The sequence below is a fragment of the Streptomyces sp. Tu 3180 genome (assembly GCF_009852415.1).
Lineage (GTDB): Bacteria > Actinomycetota > Actinomycetes > Streptomycetales > Streptomycetaceae > Streptomyces.
Map to the genome: position 1 here is coordinate 3,381,685 of NZ_WOXS01000002.1, position 24,614 is coordinate 3,406,298.

The 24,614-nt window shown below is 75.9% G+C and carries 12 protein-coding genes and 3 pseudogenes; 12 read left to right on the forward strand and 3 right to left on the reverse strand.

The features are described from left to right. Positions 1-62 precede the first annotated feature (62 nt). Positions 63-1,762, reverse strand: a pseudogene (locus GL259_RS16100) (serine/threonine-protein kinase). Between the two features lie 454 nt (positions 1,763-2,216). Between GL259_RS16100 and GL259_RS16105 the strand changes: the two are divergent. From GL259_RS16105 to GL259_RS16145, 9 genes and pseudogenes are all read left to right on the forward strand, one after another. Continuing rightward, entirely contained in the window at positions 2,217-5,828 is a 3,612-nt protein-coding gene (locus GL259_RS16105) for an FHA domain-containing protein (protein WP_159533385.1), read from the forward strand. A gap of 290 nt (positions 5,829-6,118) precedes the next feature. Then, positions 6,119-7,540: an ABC transporter substrate-binding protein gene (locus GL259_RS16110; protein ID WP_166461504.1), complete on the forward strand. Its 1,422-nt coding sequence runs from the start codon at positions 6,119-6,121 to the stop codon at positions 7,538-7,540. Positions 7,541-7,547: 7 nt separating this feature from the next. Beyond that, entirely contained in the window at positions 7,548-8,897 is a 1,350-nt protein-coding gene (locus tag GL259_RS16115; RefSeq protein ID WP_166461505.1) for a sugar ABC transporter permease, read from the forward strand. Beyond that, the gene (locus tag GL259_RS16120; RefSeq protein ID WP_159533387.1) at positions 8,894-9,808 is read left to right on the forward strand and encodes a carbohydrate ABC transporter permease; all 915 of its coding nucleotides are present in this window, start codon (positions 8,894-8,896) and stop codon (positions 9,806-9,808) included. Before GL259_RS16115 ends, GL259_RS16120 begins: the two co-directional genes overlap by 4 nt. A gap of 150 nt (positions 9,809-9,958) precedes the next feature. Next, a complete protein-coding gene (locus GL259_RS16125; protein WP_159533389.1) occupies positions 9,959-12,229 on the forward strand; it encodes a bifunctional glycosyltransferase family 2 protein/CDP-glycerol:glycerophosphate glycerophosphotransferase in 2,271 nt (756 codons plus the stop codon). A gap of 149 nt (positions 12,230-12,378) precedes the next feature. Beyond that, positions 12,379-14,589 carry a bifunctional glycosyltransferase family 2 protein/CDP-glycerol:glycerophosphate glycerophosphotransferase gene (locus tag GL259_RS16130; protein ID WP_159533391.1) on the forward strand — a complete coding sequence of 737 codons (2,211 nt, stop codon included), beginning with the start codon at positions 12,379-12,381 and terminating at the stop codon, positions 14,587-14,589. A 7-nt stretch (positions 14,590-14,596) separates the two neighbouring features. Continuing rightward, entirely contained in the window at positions 14,597-16,897 is a 2,301-nt protein-coding gene (locus GL259_RS16135) for a bifunctional glycosyltransferase family 2 protein/CDP-glycerol:glycerophosphate glycerophosphotransferase (protein WP_243762313.1), read from the forward strand. Next, on the forward strand, positions 16,894-18,162 hold the full coding sequence (locus GL259_RS16140) for a hypothetical protein (RefSeq protein WP_159533393.1): 1,269 nt from the start codon (positions 16,894-16,896) through the stop codon (positions 18,160-18,162). The genes GL259_RS16135 and GL259_RS16140 overlap by 4 nt, the downstream gene beginning before the upstream one ends. 108 nt (positions 18,163-18,270) lie before the next feature. Next, positions 18,271-19,868 (forward strand): annotated as a pseudogene (locus GL259_RS16145) (hypothetical protein). Between the two features lie 24 nt (positions 19,869-19,892). Here the strand turns inward: GL259_RS16145 and GL259_RS16150 are convergent. Next, entirely contained in the window at positions 19,893-20,306 is a 414-nt protein-coding gene (locus tag GL259_RS16150; RefSeq protein ID WP_159533395.1) for an organic hydroperoxide resistance protein, read from the reverse strand. A gap of 241 nt (positions 20,307-20,547) precedes the next feature. Here GL259_RS16150 and GL259_RS16155 point away from each other — a divergent pair, with 241 nt between their 5' ends. Then, complete coding sequence (locus GL259_RS16155; protein ID WP_159538682.1) at positions 20,548-20,964, forward strand: MarR family transcriptional regulator; 417 nt, start codon at positions 20,548-20,550, stop codon at positions 20,962-20,964. A 181-nt stretch (positions 20,965-21,145) separates the two neighbouring features. Here GL259_RS16155 and GL259_RS16160 read toward each other — a convergent pair whose 3' ends face one another. Then, on the reverse strand, positions 21,146-21,901 hold the full coding sequence (locus GL259_RS16160; protein WP_159533397.1) for a helix-turn-helix domain-containing protein: 756 nt from the start codon (positions 21,899-21,901) through the stop codon (positions 21,146-21,148). 223 nt (positions 21,902-22,124) lie between these two features. Here GL259_RS16160 and GL259_RS16165 point away from each other — a divergent pair, with 223 nt between their 5' ends. Then, positions 22,125-22,793, forward strand: coding sequence for a DUF4097 family beta strand repeat-containing protein (locus GL259_RS16165; RefSeq protein WP_159533399.1), 669 nt, complete (start codon positions 22,125-22,127; stop codon positions 22,791-22,793). Between the two features lie 213 nt (positions 22,794-23,006). Then, a pseudogene (locus GL259_RS39330) lies at positions 23,007-24,610 on the forward strand (glycosyltransferase). The last annotated feature ends 4 nt before the right edge of the window (positions 24,611-24,614 follow it).

Consider the following 24,614-nt stretch of genomic DNA (forward strand, 5'->3'; position numbering starts at 1 on the left):
TCAGCAAACGCGCCGGGGTCCGGTGCGGTCGGCCCGGACCGGACCGACCCGGGCCGGACGGTTCAGTTCGACCCGGAGGGGTCCGAGGATCCGCCCAGGTCCTCGATCCAGCCCGTCACCGTGCCGAACCAGTCGGTGAGCTGGTCCCAGTAGCCCTTGCCGGTGCCGATCCAGTCCTGCAGCGGGCTCAGCTCCCAGATCAGCCATCCGGCGACGAACAGGATGACGAGCGTGAACAGGCACCCCTTGAGGCAGCCCAGCCCGGGGATCCTCATCGGGCTGGCGCTGCGCCGGCGCGGCGGCCGGGGTTCGCGCCGGGGCTGCTGGGGCTCCGGCCGGGCGGGGGGCGCGTACCGCTGGGGCGGCTGCGGCTGCGGCTGCTGGGGCTGCGGCGTGGCGTAGCGCTGCGGCGGCTGCGGCTGCGGGTAGCCCTGGCCGGGGCCGGGCTGGGCCTGCGGGCGCCGCTGCGGCGGCTGCTGCGGCTGCTGCGGCCGGGCGACCTGCCGCTGGGGGCGGCGGCGCAGCGGGTCCTGGCTGGGGTCGAGGTACTGGACCTGGGTCTGCTCGTTGCGGTCGCGGGCCGCGCGCAGCTGGTTCTGCCAGGGGTGCGGGTCCTCCGGACCCGGCCGTCCGGGCCGCCCCGGGTCTCCCTGACCGCCCTGGCCGGGGGCACCGGCGGCATGACGGCGGTCGGGTCGGCCGCACCCCGGTGGGGGAGGACGGCGGTGGGGTCGGCGGCGCCGGTGTGCGGCAGGACGCTGGTCACGCCGTTGGGGTCGTGGGCGCCCGCGCCGTGCGGCAGCACCTGCGTCGGGTCGGCGTCGCCGGACGCGCCGGGCACCGGCGCGGGGGCCGGGTCGGGCGCCAGGAGCGCGCCGACGTTCTCGGCGGCGGAGATCTGCGCGGAGTTCGCGTGCACGCCGATGCCCTCGGCGACGACGCGCAGGCCGCGCGCGAGGTTCTCGGCGCTGGGCCGCTCGTCGGGGTTCTTGCGCAGGCAGCGCTCGATGACCGTCCACAGCGGGTCGGGGACGGTGGAGGGGCGGCGGGGTTCGGCGCTCAGGTGCTGGTGCAGCACCTCCAGGGCGGAGCTCCCGGCGAACGGCGGGCGGCCGGTGACCAGCTCGTACAGCAGGATGCCGGCGCCGTAGACGTCGACGGCGGAGGTCTGCGGGCGGCCCTCGGCGGACTCGGGCGCGATGTACGCGGGCGTGCCGACGAACTCGTGGGTGCGGGTCAGGCCCGGGGAGTCGGCGAGGCGGGCGATGCCGAAGTCGGTCAGCATCGGGTGCAGCTCGCCGCCCTCCTGCTTGAGCAGGACGTTGGCCGGCTTCAGGTCGCGGTGCACCACGCCGTCGGCGTGGCTGGCGGCGAGCGCGTCGGAGATCTGGGCGGTCAGCAGCGCGGCGGCCACCGGGGTGAAGGGGCCGTTCTCGCGCAGGTGGCGGTGCAGGTCGGGACCGTCGACGAGGTCCATGACCAGGGCCAGCAGATCGCCCTCGACCACCAGGTCGCGGACCCGGACGATGTTGGGGTGGGTCAGCCGCAGCAGGACGGAGCGCTCGCGCAGGAACCGCATCACGACGTCCGCGTCGTTCGCGAGCTCCTCCTTGAGGACCTTGATCGCGACGGTCTCGCCGGGCTGTCCGGGCACGGCCGCCTCGGCGCCCGCGGTCTCCCGCTGGCGGGCGCGCCAGACGGTGCCCGTGGCGCCGCGTCCCAGCGGCTCCTCGAGCAGGTACTTGCTCCCTACCGGCCGCACGTCATGCGCTCCCTGCTGCTTGCTTGGCGTAGACCGTGGTCCACCGTGCTACGGATGTTCCGACCCACTGTAGTGCCGCGGCGCGCTGTACCGGCTTGCCGAGTTCGGCGTCTTCCTCCCGCGGGCCCTGCCGCGCACCGGTGCCCGTCCGTGTTCGAAGGAAAGACGCTCGACCCGGTCCGTTGGTTGCCGGATGCCGGACGTGACCGATCTCAAGTGGCCCCGGAACGATCACCGGCTCCGTACTGGTCAGGCATTTTTGCGGGCAGAGCCGACCAATCAAGATCATTCGATGCCGGACGGCGGGCGCGTTGTCGGTGGCAGGTGCGAGGATGCCTCCCAGTACTGGCCGTACGTGCGCGTGTGGCGGTGGGGGAAGTCCGCGGAGGGGGACCGCGGGGCGGCTTCGTCCCCCGTGTCGCGGGCGCCCGCGCAGAAGGGATCGCTGACGGCGATGCAGATCCGGCTGACCGTCGTTGACCCGCTGGGCCCCTCCTCCCCCGCGCGGGACCGGGCCGCGAGCCGCGACGTGCTGGTCACGGCGCCCGCCGGCACGGCCCTGGCCGCGGTCGCCTCCGCGCTGGCCTCGGCGGTCTCCGGCGGCGACGGCTCGTCCGGCTCCTCGGGCGCCCCGGTGCTGTACGCCGGCGACCGGCGGCTGGACGCCCAGCGCTGCACGCTCGGCGAGCCGCCGCTGATCGACGGCGCGGTGCTGGCCGTGGGCGCCCCGGGCGAGCCGGAGCCGCATCCCGAGCTGGACGACGCCCCGACCCGCCTCCACGTGGTCGCCGGTCCCGACGCGGGCGGGGTGCACCTGCTGCACGGCGGCGAGATCCGCATAGGCCGCTCCGCCGACGCCGACGTGCCGCTCGACGACCCGGACGTCTCCCGGCTGCACTGCGCGGTGACGGTCGGCCCGGACGGCCGGGTCTCGGTCGCCGACCTCGGCTCCACCAACGGCACGACGCTGGACGGCAGGCGGGTGGGCACCCGGCCGGTGCGCTTCGCACCGGGCGCGCTGCTGCGGATCGGGGAGTCCGCCCTGCGGCTCACCCCGTCCGCGGGGCCGGCGGCGCCGGCGGGGGCGACGCCGGACGGCGAGGGGCACGTGCGCGTGCCGTCGCCCCGGCAGGCGCGGCCCGGCGGCGCGGACGACCGCGCGCGCGTGGCGGCGCCGGCGGCTCCCACCCACCACGCCCGCGGCCCCGCCGGCTGGGCCGTGCCCGCCCGGAGCGGGCACGGGGACGGCGCGGGCGAGGCTCCGCGGGTGCCGGGGCAGGGCGGGGCGCCGGACAGCGAGAGCCGTGGGACGGGCCCGGGTCCCGCGGGGCGCGCGGTGCGCACGGCCGCCCGGGGGGACGTACCGCACATGCCCCGGGGCCGCCGCGTCTCGCAGCCGCCCGCGGACGGGGACACCCACGCGGGCCGCTCCGGCGCGCACCGGGGCCCGGGGGAGCCCGGCCCCGCCGGGGACGCGACGGCCGGTGGCGGCGCCCCGGGCCGGGGCGCCGGCGGGGCGACCGGCCCGGTGCCCGGCAGCGCCTCCGGCCGCCCCTCCGGCCCGACCACCGGACCCGCCACCGGCCACATGCCCGGCGCCGCGCACACCGGACCCGGTGCCGGCGGTGTCCCCGCCGCGCCGGCCGTCGGCCCCGCGGCCGGCACCGTCCCCGCTCCGCGCCCCGCCACCCGCAAGGGCACCCCCGTGCGGGGCACCGACCTCCCCCAGCCCCCGGGGGGACGCAGGCGGGGCGGGCTCACCGCCTGGGCGCGGCGGCTGGCCGGCGGGCGGCAGGAGCAGCCGGCGGACGCGCGGGACACCCACGGCGAGGAGGCGGCCGGCGGCGCACCCGGACCCGGTGCGGCCGCCCCCGCCCTCCCCGAGACCTGGCCGGACCCCGCCACGCTGCTGCTGACCGCGCTGGGCCCCGGCCCCCGGCTGTGGGAGCGCGGGCCGGGCCACCCCGAGGCGCTCGCGGTGCGGCTCGGTACGGCCGACCGGGCGGCGCCGGACGGCTCCGGCCTGCTGCCCGCCGTACCGGTGACGTCGGGACTGCGCGAGGTCGGCGCACTGGGACTGGCCGGTCCGCGCGAACGGCTCGCCGGGCTGGCCCGCGCGGTGCTGGCCCAGCTCGCCGCGCTGCACTCCCCCGACTTCCTGGAGATCGTCCTGATCGCCGCGGACCGCTCCCGCCCCCTGGAGGAGCGCACCGCCGAGTGGTCGTGGCTGGGCTGGCTGCCGCACGTGCGCCCGGGGCACGGCCAGGACTGCCGCCTGCTCCTCGCGCACGACGCCGAACAGGCCGCCGCCCGCACCGGGGAACTGCTGCGCCGGCTGGAGGACCACGGCCACGCGGCCGGGGCGGACGCGGCCCCCTTCGCGCCGGAGCGGTCCGCCGTGCCGGAGCAGCCCGCTCCGGCCGACCGGCGCCCCTCCTGGGCCCGGGACGGCGACGGCGGCACCGACGCGGCGGGCGGCTTCGCGGGGCCGTACACCGTGGTCGTCGTGGACGGCGACCCCGGGGGCACCGAGCTGCGCGAGGCGTTGGCGCGCCTGGCCGTGGAGGGACCGCGGGCCGGGATCCACCTGGTGTGCCTCGCCGAGACGGCCGCCGCCTCCCCGGCGTCCCCGGTGGCGGAGACGTACGAGACGGCGTGCGCGGTGGCGCCGGCGTTCCGGGAGTGCGGTGCCGTCGCCCTGCTCAGCGGCGACGTGGCGACGGCCCTGCGGCTGGTGCGGGTGGCCCGGACCGGCTCCCGGGCGCCCTCCGGCCCGGTCGGCCACGGCACCGTGGCCACGGTCGACGCGGTCTCCCCCGCCTGGGCCGAGCGGTTCGCGCGGGCGCTCGCGCCGCTGCGCACGGACGGCACCGCGGGACAGCACCACGCGCGCGTGTCGGCGCCGCTGCCGCAGTCGGCGCGGCTGCTGGACGAACTGGGCCTGGCCCGGGCCACCCCCGCCTCCCTGATGGCCCGCTGGGCGGACGCGGCCGACGACACCCAGGCGCTCGGCGGCCGCGTCACCGCCGTGCTGGGCGCCGGGCCGCGCGGCCCGGTCGTCGCCGATCTCGCCGCCGACGGGCCGCATCTGCTGGTCGAGGGGGTGCCCGGCAGCGGCCGCACCGAGCTGCTGCGCGCGGTCGTCGCCTCGCTGGCCGCCGCCGAGCGGCCCGACCGGCTGAGCATCGTGCTGGTCGACGGCCGGGGCGGCCCCGCGACGGACGACGGACCCGGCGAGGGCCTGCGCGTGTGCACGGACGTCCCGCACGTCACCACCCACCTCACCGCCAACGACCCGGTGCGCATGCGGGAGTTCGCCCAGTCGCTGAGCGCCGAGCTGAAGCGGCGCGCCGAGCTGCTCGGCCGGTCCGACTTCACGGAGTGGCACACCGGGCGCGAGCTGTCGGACCGGATGGTCACGCAGCGCACGGCCGCGCGGCGCGGCGCGACGGGCACCGGGGGCGAGCACGACGGGGACCTGGAGTCCCCGCCCAGTTCGACGCTCCGGCTGCGGCCGGGAGCGGCCCGGCGCCAGGCGCAGGCCGCTCCGCCGCTGCCCCGGCTGGTGGTCGTGGTGGACGACCTGGACGCGCTGGTCTCCCCCGCGCTCGGCGCGCCGGGACGGCCCGCCGCCGGATCGGTGATGCGGGCGCTGGAGGCCGTGGCGCGGGACGGGGAGCGGCTGGGCGTGCACCTGGTCGCGGCCACCGGCCCGTGCGCCCGTACGGCCCGGACCGAGCCGGCGCGGCGGGCGACGGTGCGGGTCACGCTCGACGCGCCCGCGCCCCCGGGCCCGGACGCGCCGGCGCCGGGGCGCGGCCGGCTGGCCCACCCGGACGGCCGGACGACCGCGTTCCAGGGCGGGCGGGTGACCGGCCGCATCCCGCGGACGGCGACCCTGCGCCCCACGGTCGTGCCGCTGGAGTGGCACCGCATGGGCGACCCCCCGGCCCGCCGCCAGGTGCGGGAGCTGGGCAACGGCCCGACCGACCTCGCCCTGCTCGCCAGCGCGCTGGAGCGCGCCGCCCGGCAGGTCTCCGCGGCCGAGGTGCCGTCACTGCTGTGACGCGCCCCCGGCCCGGGGTCCGGGGTTCCGGCCCGGGTCGCCCGCCCTTCCGTGGAACCCGTTCCCGGTGTGCGCCCCTCGTACGTCCCGTGCTTCTCGCCGCGGGTCGCGGCGCCGCGGTCCGCTCGTCGCCGAAGCGGCCGCGTCCGCCCCATGACGCGGCGTCACGAAGCGATCACAATCGCGGACTTGACGCCGGACGCGCTCTTGCCTCCCCGATCCCCCGGGCGTAGACCAGAGCGCACGGGACAGTGCTCGACGTTCGACGAGGTACGAAGAACGGGGCAGTGATGCGCAGGACGAGCAGGATCATCCGGACACGCAGGTCGCCCGACGGCTCCACGCGGGTTCCCCGCACCCGCGGAACCGCGAGAGCCGCAGCCGCCGTCGCCGCGGGTGTGCTCGCGGTCTCGCTCACCGCCTGCGGAGGCGGCGACGACGACGGCGGCACCGACGACAAGGGCGGTGGCGCCGAGGACACCGGCACCACCGTCACCCTCCCCGAGCTGGACGGCGAGAGCCTCCAGGTGGCCGCCGTGTGGACCGGCGCCGAGCAGGCCAACTTCAAGAAGGTCCTCGCGGAGTTCGAGAAGCGCACCGGCGCCAAGGTGACCTTCGTGCCCGCCCAGGACCCCATCATCAACTTCCTCGGCTCGAAGATCGCGGGCGGTGCCCCGCCGGACGTGGCGCTGCTGCCGCAGCCCGGCGCCATCAAGCAGGCGGTGGACAAGAAGTGGGCCAAGCCGCTGGGCGCCGAGGCGCGGGCGGAACTGGCCGAGAACTACTCGCGGGGCTGGCAGGACATCGGCAAGGTCGACGGCGAGCAGTACGGCGTCTACTACAAGGCCGCCAACAAGTCGCTGATCTGGTACAACACCCAGGTCTTCGAGAACGCCGGCGCGAGCGAGCCCAAGACCTGGGACGAACTGCTCACCACCGCGCAGACGGTGTACGACTCCGGCGTCACCCCCTTCTCGGTCGGCGGCGCCGACGGCTGGACGCTGACCGACTGGTTCGAGAACGTCTACCTCTCCCAGGCGGGCCCGGAGAAGTACGACCGGCTCGCCCGGCACGAGATCAAGTGGACCGATCCGTCGGTCGAGGAGGCGCTGACCACCCTGGCGGAGATCTGGGGCAGGAAGGACTACGTCGCGGGCGGCGCGCGCGGCGCGCTGCAGACGGCGTTCCCCGAGTCCGTGACGCAGACCTTCACCGGCGGCGACCAGCCCAAGGCGGCCATGGTCTACGAGGGCGACTTCGTGCAGGTCAACATCGGCGAGACCGAGGCGGAGGTCGGCACGGACGCGAAGGTGTTCCCGTTCCCGGCGGTCGGCGACACCGCGCCCGTGGTGTCCGGCGGCGACGCGGCGGTGATCCTGAAGGACTCGAAGGCGGCGCAGGCGCTGGTGACCTTCCTCGCCTCCCCGGACGCGGCGGGCGTCCAGGCGAAGCTGGGCGGCTACCTGTCGCCGAACAGGAACGTGCCGAACTCGGCGTACCCCAACGAGGTGCAGCGGAAGATGGCCAAGGCGCTCGTCGACGCCGGGGACGACTTCCGCTTCGACATGTCCGACCAGGCCCCGCAGGTCTTCGGCGGCACGCCCGGCAAGGGCGAGTGGAAGGCGCTGCAGGACTTCCTGAAGAACCCGCGGGACGTCGCGGGGACCCAGGAGAGGCTGGAGGCCGACGCGGCCGCGGCGTACGGGGACTGATCCGGCCATGGCGTCGGACACGGCGGCGGGGCCCCCGGAGGCGGCCCCCGCCGCTCCCAAGTCGCGCAGGAGCGTCACCGGCACCCGCACCACCGTCGCGGCGCTGTTCCTGCTGCCCGCGCTCGTCCTGCTCGGTGCGCTCGTGGTCTACCCGATCGGGTACTCCGTCGTCCGCAGCTTCTACGACCAGTCCGGCGACGGCTTCGCCGGACTCGACAACTACCGGGCCCTGTTCACCGACGACGGCATCCGCACCGCCCTGAAGAACAACATCGTCTGGGTGGTGTTCGCGCCGACCGTCGCGACCGCGCTCGGCCTGGTCTTCGCGGTGCTGACCGAACGGGTGCGCTGGGGAACGGCGTTCAAGCTGGTCGTCTTCATGCCGATGGCGATCTCGATGCTCGCGGCGGGCATCATCTTCCGGCTGGTGTACGACCAGGACCCGGACAAGGGCGTGGCGAACGCGGTGTGGGTGGGGGTGCACGACACCTTCGCCCAGTCCTCGGCGTTCCCGAAGGCGCACCCGGGGCGCGAGTCGCCGCTGGAGCCGGCGGACGGGGGCGCGTTCGTCACCAGGGCGACGGTGAGCGCGGGCGACACGGTCACGCTGCCGCTGGTCGGTGTCGCCCCGGACCTGATGCCGGACGACGCGCGGCGGGCGGCGCCGCCGGAGCCGGAGGACGGCCGGATCACCGGCACCACCTGGCAGGACTTCACCCGCGGCAAGGGCGTCGGCACGCTGAACGGCGTCGACGCCTCGGAGCTGGGCTACGCCGGGATGAGGATCGAGGCCGTGAAGGACGGCGAGGTGGTGGAGACGGCCACGGCGGGCGACGACGGCACCTTCTCCTTCTCGTCGAAGGCGGACGGGGCGCGGCTGCGGCTCCCGGCGAGCAACTTCGAGGAGCCCTACAACGGCCTGGACTGGCTGGGCCCGTCGCTGGTCACGCCCGCCATCATCGGCTCGTACATCTGGATGTGGGCGGGCTTCGCGATGGTGCTGATCGCGGCCGGGCTCGCGGGCATGCCCCGGGAGCTGCTGGAGGCCGCCCGGGTGGACGGCGCCAACGAGTGGCAGGTGTTCAGACGGATCACGGTGCCCCTGCTCGCGCCCGTCCTCGCGGTCGTCACCGTCACCCTGATGATCAATGTGCTGAAGGTGTTCGACCTGGTCTTCATCATCGCCCCGGGCTCCTCCCAGGACGACGCGAACGTCCTCGCGCTGGAGCTGTACCGCAAGGGCTTCGCGGCGGACCAGCCGGGCATCGCCAGCGCCATCGCGGTGTTCCTGCTGCTGCTGGTCGTCCCGGTGATGTGGTTCAACATCCGCAGGCTGCGGCGGGAGGTGCGGCGATGAGCGCGGACGCCGGCGGTGTCAGCGAGGCGGGCGCACCGCCCGTCGTCCCCGTCAGGGCCGGACGGCCGCTGGGCTCGAGGCTCACCGCGCGGGCGGGCGGCGGCCTGGTGCGCGTCTTCCTGGTCGTCGTCGGAGTGTTCTGGCTGGTCCCGACGCTCGGGCTGCTGCTGGCCAGCCTGCGCACCCCGCAGGACATGGCCGCGAGCGGCTGGTGGAAGGTGCTCACCGAGCCCTCGCAGCTCACCTTCGGCGCCTACGAGACGCTCCTGGAGAACGGCGACATCACGAGCTCCCTGCTGAACACGGTGTACATCACGGTGCCGTCGACCGTCCTGGTGGTGGTGATCGGCTCACTGGCCGGTTACGCCTTCGCCTGGATGGAGTTCCCCGGCCGGGACTGGTGGTTCCTCGCCGTGGTGGGGCTGCTGGTGGTGCCGGTGCAGGTGGCGCTGATCCCGATCGCCGAACTCTTCGGCGCCCTCGGCGTCTTCGGCTCCCTGACCGGGGTGGTCCTCTTCCACGTCGGCTTCGGCCTGCCGTTCGCGGTGTTCCTGCTGCGGAACTTCTTCGCGGAGATCCCCAGGGAGCTGCTGGAGGCGGCCCGGCTGGACGGCGCCGGTGAACTGCGCCTGTTCGTCCGGGTCGTGATGCCGCTCGCCGGGCCGGCGATCGCCGCGCTCGGCATCTTCCAGTTCCTGTGGGTGTGGAACGACCTGCTGGTCGCGCTGATCTTCTCGGACGCCGGGAGCCAGCCGATCACGGTCGCCCTGCAGACGCAGGTACGGCAGTTCGGCAACAACATCGACGTGCTGGCGCCGGGCGCGTTCCTCTCGATGGTGGTCCCGCTGGTCGTGTTCTTCGCGTTCCAGCGGCAGTTCGTCTCCGGCGTGATGGCGGGCGCGGTGAAGTAGCCCGCACCGGCGAGGGAGCGGGAGGGGCGGACCGGTGCGGGTCCGCCCCTCCGGGTGACCGGATTCCCCCGGATGCCGCACACGGCGTAACCAAGTCGGCCCAGTGGCCGTTGCCGGGCCGAACGCCCGCACCGACCGATGGATGCCCCCTTGCCCAGGTTCAGTGTCATTGTCCCCGCGTACCAGGTTCAGGCGTATCTGCCCGAGTGCCTGGAATCGGTGCTGTCCCAGTCGTACGCCGACCTCGAACTGATCGCCGTCGACGACTGCTCGCCGGACGCGTGCGGCGCGGTGATCGACGAGTTCGCCGCCCGCGACCCGCGCGTGCGGGCCGTGCACCTGCCGGAGAACACGGGCCTCGGCCCGGCCCGCAACGCCGGGATGGAGCGGGCGACCGGCGACTACCTGGTGTTCCTGGACGGCGACGACACCCTCGCCCCCGACGCGCTCCTGGCGATCGCCGGCCGGCTGGAGGAGACCGGCGACCCGGACGTCCTGGTCTACGACTACGCGCGCACGTACTGGTCGGGCGAGACCGTGCGCAACCGGGCCGCCGCCGAGCTCACCGAACGGGGCCCGGCGCCGTTCCGGCTGACGGACCGGCCGGGGCTGCTGAACCTGCTGATGGTGGCCTGGAACAAGGCCTACCGGCGGGAGTTCACGGAGCACGCGGGCTTCGTCTTCCCGCCCGGCTACTACGAGGACACCCCGTGGACGTACCCGGTCCTGATGACGGCGGGGTCGATCGCGACCCTGGACCGGGTGTGCGTGCACTACCGGCAGCGGCGGGCCGGCGGCATCCTGCGCACCGCCAGCGAGCGGCACTTCGACGTCTTCGACCAGTACGACCGGGTGTTCGCGTACCTCGACGAGCACCCCGGGCTGGCGTGCTGGCGGCCGGTGCTGTTCCGCCGCATGGTCGACCACCTCGTGACGGTGCACGCGCGGCGGGACCGGCTGCCGCGCGGGACGCACGCCGCCTTCCTGCGCCGGGCCCGCTCCCACTACCGGCGCCACCGCGCGCCCGGCGCGCCCGTCCCCGCACGCGCCCGGATCCACCACGCGCTGATCCGGTTCGGCCTGCACCGCACCTACCGGGCCCTGCGGCTGGCGTCGGCCCTGCGCCGCGGGGCGGTCCGGCTCTCCGGCAGGCTGCTGGGCGCCCTGCGCTCCGCCGCCCTGCTCCTGCACTACCGCGTCCAGCGGCTGCTCCCGCTGCGCGCCGACCACGCCGTCTTCACCCCCCACGGGGACGACGGCCACGGCGGCGACCCGGGCGCCCTGGAGTCCGCGTTCCGCGCCGTCGCCCCGCACCTGCGCACCGCCTGGGTGGTGCGCCCCGGGCACCCTCACGCCGTCCCGCCGGGCGCACGCCCGCTGGTCCCCGGCACGGCCGCCCACTGGAGCGCGCTCGCCCGCTCCGCGTACCTGGTGGGCGACACCGGCCTCGGCCCCCGTCCGGTCAGGCGCAAGGGGCAGGTCGTCGTCCGGACGCAGGACGGCACCCCTCTCGGGCACACGGGCCTGGACCTCCTGGAACGCCCGGCGGCGGCCCGGGACACCGACTTCGCGCGGCTCCTGGAGGACGTCGACCGGTGGGACTACGTCGTCTCCGCCAGCCGCCACTCCACCCTGGTCTGGGAGCGGGCGTACCCCGGCCGCTACACCACCCTGGAGTACGGCCGGCCGTGCACCGACCGGTTCCACACGGCGACCGGCGCGGACGTGGCCGGGCTGCGGGAGGCGCTCGGCGTCCCCGAGGGCGCGGTGGCGGTCCTGTACGTGCCGGCCCACCGCGACTACCGCCGCACCCAGCGCCCGCTGCTCGACCTGGAGCGCGTCGCGCGCCGCCTGGGCCCGCGGTTCGTCGTCCTGGCCCGCACCCGGCACCCGCTCGGCGGACCGCCCGCGGGTTCCTCGGGCCGGGTCCTGGACGTCACCGGGCACCCGAGCGTCACGTCCCTGTGCCTGGCCTCGGACGCCCTGGTCACCGACTACTCCCCGCTGATGTTCGACTACGCGGGCCTGGACCGGCCGATCGTCCTGTGCGCCGACGACCGGGAGGCGTACGAGGCGGCCCGCGGCACCTACGTCGACCTGCGGGCGTTCCCGCCGGGCGCGGTGGCGGGCAGCGAGGAGGAGCTGATCGACATCTTCGCCACCGGCCACTGGCGCGGCTCCCACTCCGACCGGCGGCGCGCGGCGTTCCGCGCCCGTTTCTGCCCGCACGACGACGGCCGCGCCGCCGAACGGGTGGCCCGCCGGGTCGTGTTCGGGGAGACCTGCCTGCCCCCGGTCGTCCCCCTGCACGAACGCCGTCCGGTGCCGTCGGCCGCCGCCGCGTCCGAGGCCCCGCCGCCGCTCGCGACCGTGCCGCAGCAGCAGCCCGGCGGCCCGCAGGCCGTCACCGACCGCGTCTGACCGCCGTTCCCCCTCGGGAGTGACCATGTCCCCCGGCTCGTCGCGGCCCACTCCGACCCGGCCGCCCGCCCGGCGGCCGACGGGACGGCCCGGACGGCGTCCCGCCCGCTGAGGCGGCGGGCCACGAGAACCCCTACGGAAGGAGCAGCATGCCCCGCTTCAGCATCATCGTCCCGTCCCACGGGGTCGCAGGCCGGCTGGCCCAGGCGCTGGACTCGGTGCTCGCCCAGTCCTTCGGTGACTTCGAGCTGATCCCCGTCTGCGACGCACCCGCGTCCCCCGCGTCCGACGTCGCCGCCCGGTACGCCGAGCGGGACTCCCGGGTGGCCCCGGTGCACGCGCCGCCGTCGGCCGGACTGGCCGGGGCGCGCAACACCGGGATGCGCGGGGCGACCGGGTCGTACCTGCTGTTCCTCGACGGCGACGACACCCTCGCCCCGGGCGCGCTGGCGGCCCTGGACGCGCGCCTGGCCCGGACCGGACCGGTGGACGTGCTGTACTTCGAGCACGAGCGCACGCCCTGGTGGGAGGGCGAGCCGGGCAACCCGGCCGCTCCGCTGCTGGCGAAGGCACCGGACGGCGCGTTCCGCCCCGGCCGCGCCCCGCACCTCACCGGCGTGCAGCTCCCGGCGTGGAGCGCGGCCTGGCGCCGCGCCTTCGTCACCGAGCGCCGGCTGGCGTTCCCCGAGGGCCACTTCACGGACGTCGGCTGGGGCGGCCTGGCGATGCTGAGCGCCGAGCGGGTGGCGGTGCTGCGCGCGGTCGTCGTGCGGCACCTGCTGCGCCGGCAGGGCAGCCGGCTGAACCTCCCCGGCGCGCACCACGCCGAACTGCTGGACCAGACCGAGCTGGTGCTCGTCCGCGCGGCCGAACTGGGGCTGCCCGCCGAGCGGTCGGGGCCGCTGTTCGACCAGCTCTTCGCCGCCGTGCTGAAGACGGCCGCCCATCCCCGGCGGCTGACGGCGGGACGCCGCGCGTTCTTCCGCCGGGCGAGCCTGCTCCACCGCCGCCACCGCCCCGCCGGGTACCGGCCCCCGGGCGGCAGCCTCGGCGTGCAGCACCGGCTGCTGGCGGCCGGCTCCTACGCGGCGTTCACCGCCCTGCGCGGCGCCCGTCGCGCGGCGGCCCGGGCGGTGGCGCCGGTACCGCGCCCCCGGGGCGTGCGCACCCGGCTGCTGTACCGGATGCACCTGCGCCGGCCGCTCGACCCGAACCTCGCCGTGTACTGCGCGTACTGGGGCCGCGGCTACGCCTGCAACCCGGCCGCGATCCACGCCCGGGCCCGTGAACTCGCCCCGCACATCCGGTCGGTGTTCCTGGTGGAGGCCGGCCGGGAGCACACCCTGCCGGACGGCGTCGAGTACGCCGTCATCGGCAGCCGCCGCGCCTGGGAGGTCCTGGCCCGCGCCACGTACCTGGTCAACAACGCCAACTTCGCGGAGGGCGTGGTCAAGCGCCCCGGCAGCGTCCACCTCCAGACCCAGCACGGCACCCCGCTGAAGACCATGGGCGTCGACCAGTCGACGTACCCGGTGGTGGCCGCGGCGACCGGCAGCTTCACCAAGCTGCTGGGCCGGGTGGACCGCTGGGACTACAACCTCTCCTCCAACCCGCACTCCACCCGGGTGTGGGAGCGCGCCTTCCCCGGCTCCTACGAGCAGCTGGAGTACGGCTATCCGCGCAACGACGTGTACTGCACGGCCGGCGCCGAGGACGTGGCCCGGATCCGCGCCGAGCTCGGCGTGCCGGAGGGCAGCACCGCCGTGCTGTACGCCCCCACCCACCGCGACCACCGCACCGGTTTCGAGGCCGGCCTGGACCTGGAGGCGTTCTGCGAGGCGGCCGGCGAGGACGTCGTCGTCCTGCTGCGCGCCCACTACTTCTACGACCGGGGCGGGCCGCGCACCGGCGGCCGGGGCAGCCGGGTCATCGACGTGACCGCGCACCGCTCCTCGGAGGACGTGTGCCTGGCCGCCGACGCGCTGGTCACCGACTACTCGTCGATCATGTTCGACTACGCCAACCTGGACCGCCCGATCGTCGTGTACGCCGACGACTGGGACGTCTACCGGGAGACCCGGGGCGTCTGCTTCGACCTGACGGCCGAGCCGCCCGGCCCGGTGGTCCGCACGCCCGAGGAGCTGGCCCTGGTGTTCCGGGACGGTTCCTGGGCGGGCGCGGAGTCGGCCGCGCTGCGGGCCAGGTTCCGGGAGCGGTTCTGCGCGTTCGACGACGGGCGGGCCGCCGAGCGGGTGGTGCGCCGGGTGCTGCTCGGCGAGCCGCCCGAGGCGCTCCCGCCCGTGATCCCGCTCGCGGAACGTGTCCCGGCCCCGGCGGCCGCCCCCCTGGTGAGGAGCTGACGAAGCAGTGCCCCGCTTCAGCATCATCGTCCCCGTCTTCAAGGTGCAGGGGTACCTGCAGGAGTGCCTCGACTCGGTGCTCGGGCAGTCGTACCGCGACCTCGAGGTGATCGCCGTCGACGACCGCTCGCCGGACGGCTGCCCGGCGATCCTCGACGCGTACGCGGCCCGCGACGAGCGCGTCCGGGTGCTGCACCTGCCCGAGAACGTGGGTCTGGGCCGCGCCCGCAACGCCGGGATGCCGCACGCCCGCGGCGACTACCTGTTCTTCCTCGACAGCGACGACACCCTCACCCCGGGCGCGCTGCGCGCGCTGGCCGACCGCCTCGACGAGACGGGCGACCCGGACGTGCTGGTCTTCGACTACGCCCGCACCCACTGGTGGGGCGGCACCCGCCGCAACGTGCTGGCGCACCTGCTGGCCGACGACGGCACCTTCACGGCCGCCGAGCGGCCGGAGATCCTCGACCTGCTGATGGTGGTGTGGAACAAGGTCTACCGCCGCGACTTCGTCGAACGGGAGGGCTTCGCCTTCCCGCCCGGCTACTACGAGGACACGCCCTGGACCTTCCCGGTGCTGCTCAGCGCGGAGCGCATCGCGACCCTGGACCGGATCTGCCTGTACTACCGGCAGCGCCGCCGGGGCAGCATCCTGTCCACCACCAGCCGCAGGCACTTCGACATCCACGAGCAGTACGCGCGGGTCTTCCGGTTCGTCGACGCCCGCCCGGCGCTGGCGCACTGGCGGCCCTTCCTGCACGCCAAGATGGGCGAGCACTGTCTGGACGTCCTCGCCAAGCCGGACCGCCTGCCCCCGTCCGACCGGGGCGAGTTCTTCCGCCGTACGGCCGAGATGTTCCGGGCGCACCGGCCCGAGGGCGCCCGGATCCCGGCCGAGCTGCGGGTGCTGGAGGGGAGCTACGCCGGTTACGTCCTGCGCCGGCAGGCCGGGCGGGCGGGCCGGGAGCTGGGGCGGCGGGCCCGGCAGGCGCGCACCGCGGCGTCGGCCCGCACCGCCCGGGCCCGGTCCGCGCTGCACCCGCGCCGCCCGCTGGACCCGGACCTCGCCGTGTACTCGGCGTTCTCGCACCGGGGCGTGCTCGGCGACCCGGCGGCCGTCTTCCACGCGGCGCGCGAACTCGCCCCGCACATCCGGGGCGTGTGGGTGCTGGCCGACGAGGAGCAGGCGGCCGGGCTGGAGCCGGACGTCGAGTACGTGCTGCCGGACTCCGCCGCCTACCGCAGGGTGACCGAGCGGGCCACCTACTTCGTCAACAACGTCAACTGGTCCGGCGCGCTGGTCAAACGCCCGGGGAGCGTGCACGTCCACACCCACCTGGGCACCCCGCTGCTGTACGCGGGCGCCGACCTGCTGCACAAGCCCGGCGCCCGGCTCGGTTTCGACGTGCCGCAGATGCTGCGCCGGGCGGACCGCTGGGACTACAGCCTGGTCGCCAACCTCCACTCCGAGCTGGTGTGGGAGCGGGCCTTCCCCTGCCACTTCACCTCCCTGCGCAGCGGCAGTCCGCGCAACGACGTGCTGGTCGGCGCCGGGCCCGGGCGGGGGCGGGCGGCCCGCGCCCGGCTCGGCGTCCCGGACGGGGACACGGTGGTGCTGTACGCGCCGGCCCGCCGCGACTACCGCCGGGGCGGGCTGGTGGAGCGGATCGACCTGGCCCGGTTCGCCGCGGACCTGGGCCCGGGCCACACCCTCGTCGTGCGCCTGCACCCGTCCCTGGCCGACGGACCGGCGCGCGGGCTGGGCCTCGCGGAGCTGCACCGGCGGGGCGTGCTGGTCGACGCGACGGACGAGCCGCACGTGCAGGACGTGATGCTCGCCGCCGACGTGCTGGTCACCGACTACTCGTCGGTCATGTTCGACTACGCCCTCCTGGACCGGCCGATCGTGATCCACGCCGACGACCGGGACGCCGTCGCGGCGAGCCGGGGGTTCTACTTCGACGTCACGGCCGAGCCGCCGGGGCACGTCTCGCGCTCCTACCGCGAGCTGGCGTGGCTGTTCGCCTCCGGGACGTGGCGGGACGAGGAGGCGGCGCGGCTGCGGTCCGCCTTCCGGGAGCGGTTCTGCGCGTTCGACGACGGCCGGGCCGCCGAGCGGGTGGTGCGCACGGTGATGCTGGGCGAGCCGATGCCGGAGGACGCCCCGGCCGCGGGCCCGGTCCGGGTGCCCTCCCCCACGCGTCCGGCTTCCGCCCCGCTGCCGGTTCCGCACGGGCGGGGGCGTCCCCCCGCGCAGGGGGGACCCTCCTCGCCCGGCGGCCGCGACGTGCTGCCCGCGTCCCCGTGACGCCGCGCTCCCGGGTGCTGCTCCTGGCCGCGGTCTTCGCGGTGCTGCAACTGGCGAACGTCACCGGCCGGGACACCCCCGACACCAAGAACTACCTGTCGTACGCCCTGAGCCTGAGCGGCGAGGGCAAGCGGGAGGCGGCGTCCGCCACCATCGAGTACGTCTGCGCGGGCCGGGCGTCGATCGCGCACCGCGAGCAGAACGTGCACGTGGTGCGCTTCCACGCCCCGGATCCCGCCCCGCGCGTGGTGCGGGAGTGCCGGGACCGGGAGTGGCGGCAGGTGGAGGGCCGGCTGGCGGCCGGGCAGACCGGCGGGCGCACCGTGCCGTTCATGCCGGAGCGCTTCATGCGGATCTTCGAGGTGCGGCCCGGCTATCCGGTGTTCCTGGTGCCGTTCGTGACGCTGCTCGGCGTGACCTGGGGCGTGTGGGCGGCGGGCGTGGTGGTCGCGTGCGCGGGCGGGGTGCTCGCCTTCCTGGTCCTGCGCACCCTGTCGGTGCCCGTGCCGCTCGCGCTCACCGGGCAGGCGCTGTTCTACGTCCTGCCGTGCGGGACGACCGCGATGCGCCCGATGACCGAGGGGCTGCTGCTGGCCCTCACCCTGGCCGCGCTGTGGGGCTGCGCGCTGGCCCTGACGGGACGGCGGGTCCGGGCGGGCGTCGCGCTCGCGGCCGGCGCGCTGCTCGCGCTGTTCACCGTCAAGCACTCGCAGGCGCTGTTCCTCGGGCTGGGCCTGGCGGCCGCGGGCGCGGCGGTCGCCGTACGGCGACGGCGGCGGGGCCCGCCGCCGGGGCGCGCGGCGGCGGCGCTCGCCGGGGTGGGGTGCGCGGGCGTGCTCGGCACGGTGCTGCTGGCCCGGCTGCTGCACTACCCGTCGGTGACGGAGAGCGTGCAGGACCTGCTCACCGACCACTTCGCCCGGCCCGACCGGGAGCGTCCGTGGCCGGAGTTCTTCCAGCTCCAGGGGAACTTCTGGACGGAGTGGCTGCGGCGGCAGTTCTGGGAGCCGGTGCTGCTGGCGGGGGTGGCGGCCGGTGCCCGGGGGGCGTGGCGACGGCCGGTGTCCGGGGCCTTCCTGGTCGCCGCCGCCGGCACCGGGTTCCTCAACCAGGCCGGGCACCCGGACATCAACATCTGGGGCGACCGGCTGATCGTGCTGGCGTGGCTGCTGCCGGTGCTGGGGGTGCCGCAGCTGCTGGAGCCGGTGGTCCGGGGGCGGGTGGCGCTGCCGGCGCAGGGGGCCCCGCTGGAGCCGGCACGCTGACGGGGCCGGCCGTTCGGCCTCACCCGATGAGGTGACGCCGGGTCATGCCGCCGACCCCGGCGGGAACATAGGGCAAATGCCTCAGACGCCCCTCCTCCCCGCCCTCCGATGAGCGCCGGAGTCCTCACCCGGCGGACCGTGGGCGGTGCCACGGCGCTGCGCGGCGGCGGCGCCTGGCGCCCCACTCCGTACCAGCTCTTCGGCTTCCTGTTCTGGCTCGTGATGTCGCTGGCGTACTGGCGCGTGCCGCTGTGCTGCGACGCCGGGCAGCACGCGGCGGTCGTCGAACGCCTCAGGGCCGATCTGCTGCGTCCCCGGCACCCGACGGCAGACCTGCCGGGCGCGGGCAGCCCCTACTACTCGCCGTTCGCCCTGGCGCAGGGCGTGTTCGCCCGGCTGACCGGGCTGGGCGGCTGGGAGGTGGTCAGGCTCACCGGGCCGCTGAACCTGCTGGTGCTGCTGACCGGGATCGGCCGCTTCGTCCGCGTGCTGACCCCGCGTCCCTGGGCGCCGGTGCTCGCGCTCGCCGCGATGACGTTGCTGTGGGGCACGGAGCGGGCGTGGTGGAGCGGCTACCTGGGTCTGATGTCGATGACGGGCACCCTGCCGTACCCGTCGGCGTTCGCGGCCGGGCTCACCTTCTGGGCCTGGGCGCTGACGGGGGCGCGGGCCCGGGACGCGGCGGCCGTGCGGTACGTCGGCCCGGGCGGGCTGCGCCCGCCGTCCGGGTACGCGGCGCTGGGCGCGCTGTACGGGCTGGTCCTGCTCGTGCACCCGATCACCGCGGTGGCGGCGGCGCTGGGCGCGGTGGCGCTGGTCGCCGGGTGGCAGCGCGGGACGGGGGTCCCCCGGCCGGAGCGGGTCCGGGGATCCGGGCGAGGCCGGCGGTGGTGGGGCGGTGGGCGCTGACGGGCGCGGTGACGGTGGCGGTCGCCGCGTCCTGGCCGTACTTCGACGTCTTCGCGCTGGCCGGGGACGACAGCGTCGACGCGATGCACCGGCGGCTGTACCTGGACCTCGGCGGGCGGTTCTGGCTGGCGCTGCTCGGGCTCCCGGCGCTGTGGCTGCGGGCGCGGCGCGCCTCGTGGCGCGATCCGCTGGTGCTGATGTTCGCGCTGGACTGCCTGGTGGTGGCGTACGGCTGGGTGAGCGGCCACTACACCTACGGCAGGATCCTCGGGCTGACGCTGGTGCCGCCGCAGTTCGCGCTCGCGGTGGAGCTGGCGGCGGCCCGGCCGTGGCCGGTGTGGCGGCGCGCGCTGGGCGGTGCCGCGGCGGCGGGGGCCTGCGCCGGGTTCCTGACCGTGCAGGCCGGGGCGGTGGTGCCGCGCGCGGTGGACCCGGTCGGCTTCGAGCAGCCGCCCGACTGGCCGACGTACGAGTGGGCCGCGCGGCACATCGGGCCCGGCGAGGTGGTGATCACCGACGGCTACCACGCCGTGCACGCGATCGCCGGGTACGGGCCGAACCTGGCCGCGCCCGCCTGGCCCGACGCGGCCCTGGACGAACGGGAGCGGGCGCGGCGGCTGGCCGACGTGCGGGCGTACCTCGGCCCCGGTTCGACCCGCGCCGGGCGCGCCGCGATCGTCCGCCGGTACCACGCGCGCTGGCTGCTGCTGACGCCCCGGCAGCGGGTGCCCGAGGAGGCGGTGGTGGTGACCTGGAGCCGGCGGACGGGGGAGGTGCTGGCGCGGATCGGGGGGTGAGCCCCGGCCGGGGCCGTCCGGCGGTTACTCGATGACGAGGTCGACGGGGATGTTGCCGCGGGTGGCGTTGGAATAGGGGCAGACCTGGTGGGCCTGCTCGACCAGCTTGCGGCCGGTCGTCTCGTCCACGCCCTCGGGCAGCTCGATGCGCAGCGTCACCGCGAGCGCGAAGCCCTCGCCCTGCTTGCCGATGCCGACCTCGGCGGTCACCGAGGCGTCGCTGACGTCGACCTTCGCCGCCCGGCCGACCAGGCCGAGGGCGCTGCCGAAGCAGGCCGCGTAACCGGCCGCGAACAGCTGCTCCGGGTTGGTGCCCCGGCCGTCGCCGCCCAGTTCCGCGGGGGCGCTCAGGCCGACGTCCAGCTTGCCGTCGGAGGTGACGGCGCGGCCCTCGCGGCCGTGGGTGGCGGTGGCGACAGCGGTGTAGAGCGCGTCCATGGGGAGACCTTCCCTCTCGGTGGATGGTGGGACGGGACGGCCGGTTCCGTGGTGGCTCCGGCCGTCGCACGACCACAAGTAGAGCACACGATTCAATTGCGCACAACTGAATGGCCTCCTGGAGCTACCCTGGAGGCATGACACCGACTCCCGCCCCGCCCCCGCGGCCCCGGCGCCCCCGGGCTCGCCGGCCCCCGCCGCGCCGGGCTCCGCCGACGACTGGCTCCGCCTCGACCAGCAGATCTGCTTCTCCCTGAACGCCGCGTCCCGGGCCTTCAACGGCGTCTACCGGGTGATCCTCAAGGACCTCGGGCTCACCTATCCGCAGTACCTGGTGATGCTGGTGCTGTGGGAGCACGGCGCCCTGCCCGTGAAGAAGCTCGGTGAGCACCTGCGGCTCGACTCCGGCACGCTGTCCCCGCTGCTCAAGCGGCTGGAGGCGGCCGGCCTGGTGCGCCGGGAGCGCAGTGCGCGCGACGAGCGCTCGGTGGAGGTGCGGCCGACCGAGGAGGGCGCCGCGCTGCGCGAGCGGGCCCTGGAGGTGCCGCAGCGGATCGTCGCCGCGACCGGCTTCCGGATCGACGAGATCCAGGCCCTGCGGACCCGCCTCGACCGGCTCACCACGGCCCTGGACGCGGCCGCGGCCAAGGGCGCGTAAGGACCCCGCACCCGCGCCCCGACGGACACCGCCCCCCGGTCGGCCGGGAGCCGCGGCGAGGGGCCCGCCGGCCTCACCGGCCCCCGCACGGACGGGGCCGTCCGGCGGGTGCGCGACGGGACCGGTCCGGATCGGCGGGTCCGGTGCGGGCGCCACCGGACGCGGCCGCCGGGACGGCCGTCTACTCGCCGCCCGGACGCGGCGCGGCCGCGTCGCCCGGGGTCGCTCCGGGTCGCGTGTGGAGGATCTCGCGGGCCTGCTCCGCGGCGCGGGTGATGCTCTCGGAGACGAAGTCGACGAAACGGGCGATGTTCTCCAGGCGGGCGGCGGCCGGAGTGCCCGGGCCGAGGACGCCGACGCCCTGCCGTGCGGTCTCGGCGAGCTGGGCGCCACCGCGGGCGGTGGCCATCATGGACTGGTACCAGACGTCGTCGTCGACGAGGTAGCGCTCGCGGCGGCGTTCGTCGCGTTCCCGGCGGACCAGGCCCTGACTCTCGAGGAACGCGACCGCCTTGGAGACGGACGCCGGGCTGACCTGGAGGCGCCGGACGAGTTCGGACGCGGTCAGGCTGCCCGCGTCGGTGGTCAACAGGCAGGTCAGCACCCGGGACATCATCTTGGGCAGGCCCTGCTGCATCAGGAGGGTGGTGAACACCTCCTCGTACGCGCGCACGGCCCCGGCGTCACGTCCGTGGTCCTGCGCCGGGGCCCGCGACCCGCGGGGGGCGGCCGGCCTGCGCCGGTGGGCGCGCTGCTCGGTGGCGCGGTGGGCCAGGTCGGCGCGGTAGGCGGTGGGGCCGCCGTTGCGCATCACCTCGCGCGTGATCGTCGAGGTGGGGCGGTCGAGACGCCTGCCGATCTCCGCGTAGGCGAGGCCGTCGGCCAGGCCCAGCGCGATCTGCCGGCGTTCCTGCTGAGTGAGTCTGCCTCCCGGCACCGCGGTCTCCCTCCGGGCTCCCTTGACCTCCAGCATAGCGTTCGCCCTCCACTCAATGCAACGAACGAGGTGACCGACGTTGCGTTGAGAACAGACCATTGCAACGATCATGCGCCTCTGAACTGCATATATCCCAGCTGCATGCAACAAGCTTGTTGTCGAATCCAGAAAGGCAACGTAGCGTTTTCGATGTCAGAAACGAGGAGCGCAGAAGGAGAGCACGATGCAGAAGTTCGACACCCCCGCCCCGATCTCCGCCGTCCTGGACATCCCCGCGGGGCGCGTGCAGCTCATCGCCGCCGACCGGGCCGACACCACGGTCGAGGCCCTGCCCGCGGACGCCTCGAAGGGGCGCGACGTGAAGGCGGCGGAGCAGCTTGAGGTCGCCTACGGCGACGGCGTCCTGCGGATCCAGGCCCCGGCGGCGAAGAACCAGTACTTCGGCCCCTCCGGATCCGTCGAGGTCACGGTCCGGCTGCCCGCCGGCTCCCGGGTCGAGGTGACGTCGTCCCGCGCCGAGTTCCGGGGCGTCGGACGGTTCGGCGACGTCGACCTGGAGAGCGCGCAGGGCGCGATCAAGATCGATGAGACCGCGGGCGTCCGCGTCACCACCTCCGACGGCGACGTCTCGATCGGCCGCCTGGGCGGCTCCGCGGAGATCAGCACCGAGCAGGGCGACATCCGGGTCGCCGAGGCCGTGCGCGGCACGGTCGTGCTCCGCACCCGCTCCGGCGACATCTCGGTCACCGCCGCCGCCGGGGTCTCCGCCTCCCTGGACGCCGGCACCGGTCACGGCCGGATCCGCAACGCGCTCAGGAACACCGACGGCGCCGCCGGCCTGAACATCCGGGCGACCACCGACCACGGCGACATCGACGCCCGCAGCCTCTGAAGGAGCACCGGTGACGGCGGACCCGGCCGTCGCGGTGAACGGGCCGCGCCCGTCCGGCGGCTCCACGGCGAGCGGGAGGAGGCCCCGGCCACTGCTTCACGGCCGGGGCCGGGCCGGGGCCGGAAGGAGGAGTCCGGAGCCGCCACCACGTGTACGGAACGTCCTCAAGCGGGCAAAAGGTCGATGACCGACCCATAACGCCCCAAGGACGCCATGCACTCCCCTCACCCCCGGGTCTCCGTCGTGGTCATCGGCCACGACGACGCCGCCCACGTGACCGACGCCGTGCGCTCGGCCCTCGGGCAGGGACCGGCCGTGCGCGAGGTCGTCGCCGTCGACGACCGCTCGACGGACGGCAGCGCCGATCTGCTGGACCGGCTGGCCGCCGGCGAACCGCGCCTGCGGGTGATCCGGCTCCCCGTCAACAGCGGCGGCTGCGGCACCCCGCGCAACACCGGGCTCTCCGCGGTGACCTCGCCGTACGTGATGTTCCTGGACAGCGACGACGTGCTCCCGCCCGGCGCCGTGGACGCCCTGCTCACCGCGGCGACCGGGGCGGACGCGCAGGTCGCGGGCGGCCTGTGCGTACGGCGGGAGCTGCCGTCGGGGCGCGAGGTGCCGTGGGAGCCGGGCCTGTACGCCGCGCCCGCCGTGCTCGCGCACCCGGCGCACCGCCCGCGCCTGCTCCACGACACCCTCTGCGTCAACAAGCTCTACGCCACGGCCTTCCTGCGCGAGCACGGCATCCGCTTCCCCGAGGGCCGCTTCCCCTACGAGGACCTCGTCTTCACCGCGCGCGTGTGGGCCGCCGCCCCGCGCGTCGCCCTGGTCCCGGACCGGGTGTACGTCTGGCACGTCCGCCGGTCCGCCCGGCGGCTGTCGATCTCGCTGGACCGCGCGGGCGTCGACAACTGGCGGGCCCGCACGCACGCGTGCCGCACGGCCCACGCCGTCCTGCTGGACGCCGGGCAGAAACGGCTGGCGCGCGGGGCGCGGGCCAAGTTCCTCGACCACGAGCTGCGCATGTACGTGCGCGAGCTGCCGCTGCGCGACGAGGACCACCGGCGGCAGTGGTGGACGCACACCCGGGACTTCCTCGCGGACTTCGACGCGGACGACTGGGCGCGCGACCCGGCCGCACCGGGCCGGCTGATCGGACGGGTCGTGCTGGCCTCCCCGGAGCCGCGCGACCTGCCCCGCCTGCGGGACCTGGCGGCCCGCCCGGCCCGGCTGTGCCCGCCCTACGCCCGCGCCGGGGACGGCACGCCCTGCTGGTCGGCCGACCTGCCCGGGGTCACCCTGGAGTCCCTGCTGACCCGCCCCGTGTCCCTGCTGCCGCTCGCCGTGGACGCGGAACTGCGCCCGCGCGCGCGGGGCGGCTTCGGGCTGCGGCTGCGCCTGCACGAGCTGTACGGCCGGGTGGCCGGGGCGGGACCGGAGACGGTGGAGGTGGAGTGGCGGCACCGCGAGCGGGGCGGCACGGCCCTGCGCCGCACGCTCCCCTGCGGGCGTCCGCCGGGGGCACCTGGTCCGCGGAGACGGCCGTACCGCCGGACCGGCTGGCCGCGATCGGCACGGGCACGTGGGACCTGCGGCTGCGGGTGCGCTTCCGGGACGGGACGGGCCGCCGCGTCACCGCGCACGCGCTCGCCGGACCCGGGCTGCTGCGCCGCCGCGCGGTGCCGAGCCCCCGGTACGGCGTGGTGCTGGTGCGGCCGTACGCCACGCACTCGGGCGCGCTGGCGCTGCGGGTGGCGACCGGCGTACGCGGTGTCGCCTCGGTGCTGCGCGGAAGGCTGCGGCGCCTGCTTCACTGAGAGC

What these genes read in the sequence shown, in the direction of transcription:
- GL259_RS16105 (WP_159533385.1), top strand. Translation starts at nt 2,217, where the DNA reads ATGCAGATCCGGCTGACCGTCGTTGACCCGCTGGGCCCCTCCTCCCCC.
- GL259_RS16120 (WP_159533387.1), top strand. Translation starts at nt 8,894, where the DNA reads ATGAGCGCGGACGCCGGCGGTGTCAGCGAGGCGGGCGCACCGCCCGTC.
- GL259_RS16130 (WP_159533391.1), top strand. Translation starts at nt 12,379, where the DNA reads ATGCCCCGCTTCAGCATCATCGTCCCGTCCCACGGGGTCGCAGGCCGG.
- GL259_RS16110 (WP_166461504.1), top strand. Translation starts at nt 6,119, where the DNA reads ATGCGCAGGACGAGCAGGATCATCCGGACACGCAGGTCGCCCGACGGC.
- GL259_RS16115 (WP_166461505.1), top strand. Translation starts at nt 7,548, where the DNA reads ATGGCGTCGGACACGGCGGCGGGGCCCCCGGAGGCGGCCCCCGCCGCT.
- GL259_RS16165 (WP_159533399.1), top strand. Translation starts at nt 22,125, where the DNA reads ATGCAGAAGTTCGACACCCCCGCCCCGATCTCCGCCGTCCTGGACATC.
- GL259_RS16150 (WP_159533395.1), bottom strand. Translation starts at nt 20,306, where the DNA reads ATGGACGCGCTCTACACCGCTGTCGCCACCGCCACCCACGGCCGCGAG.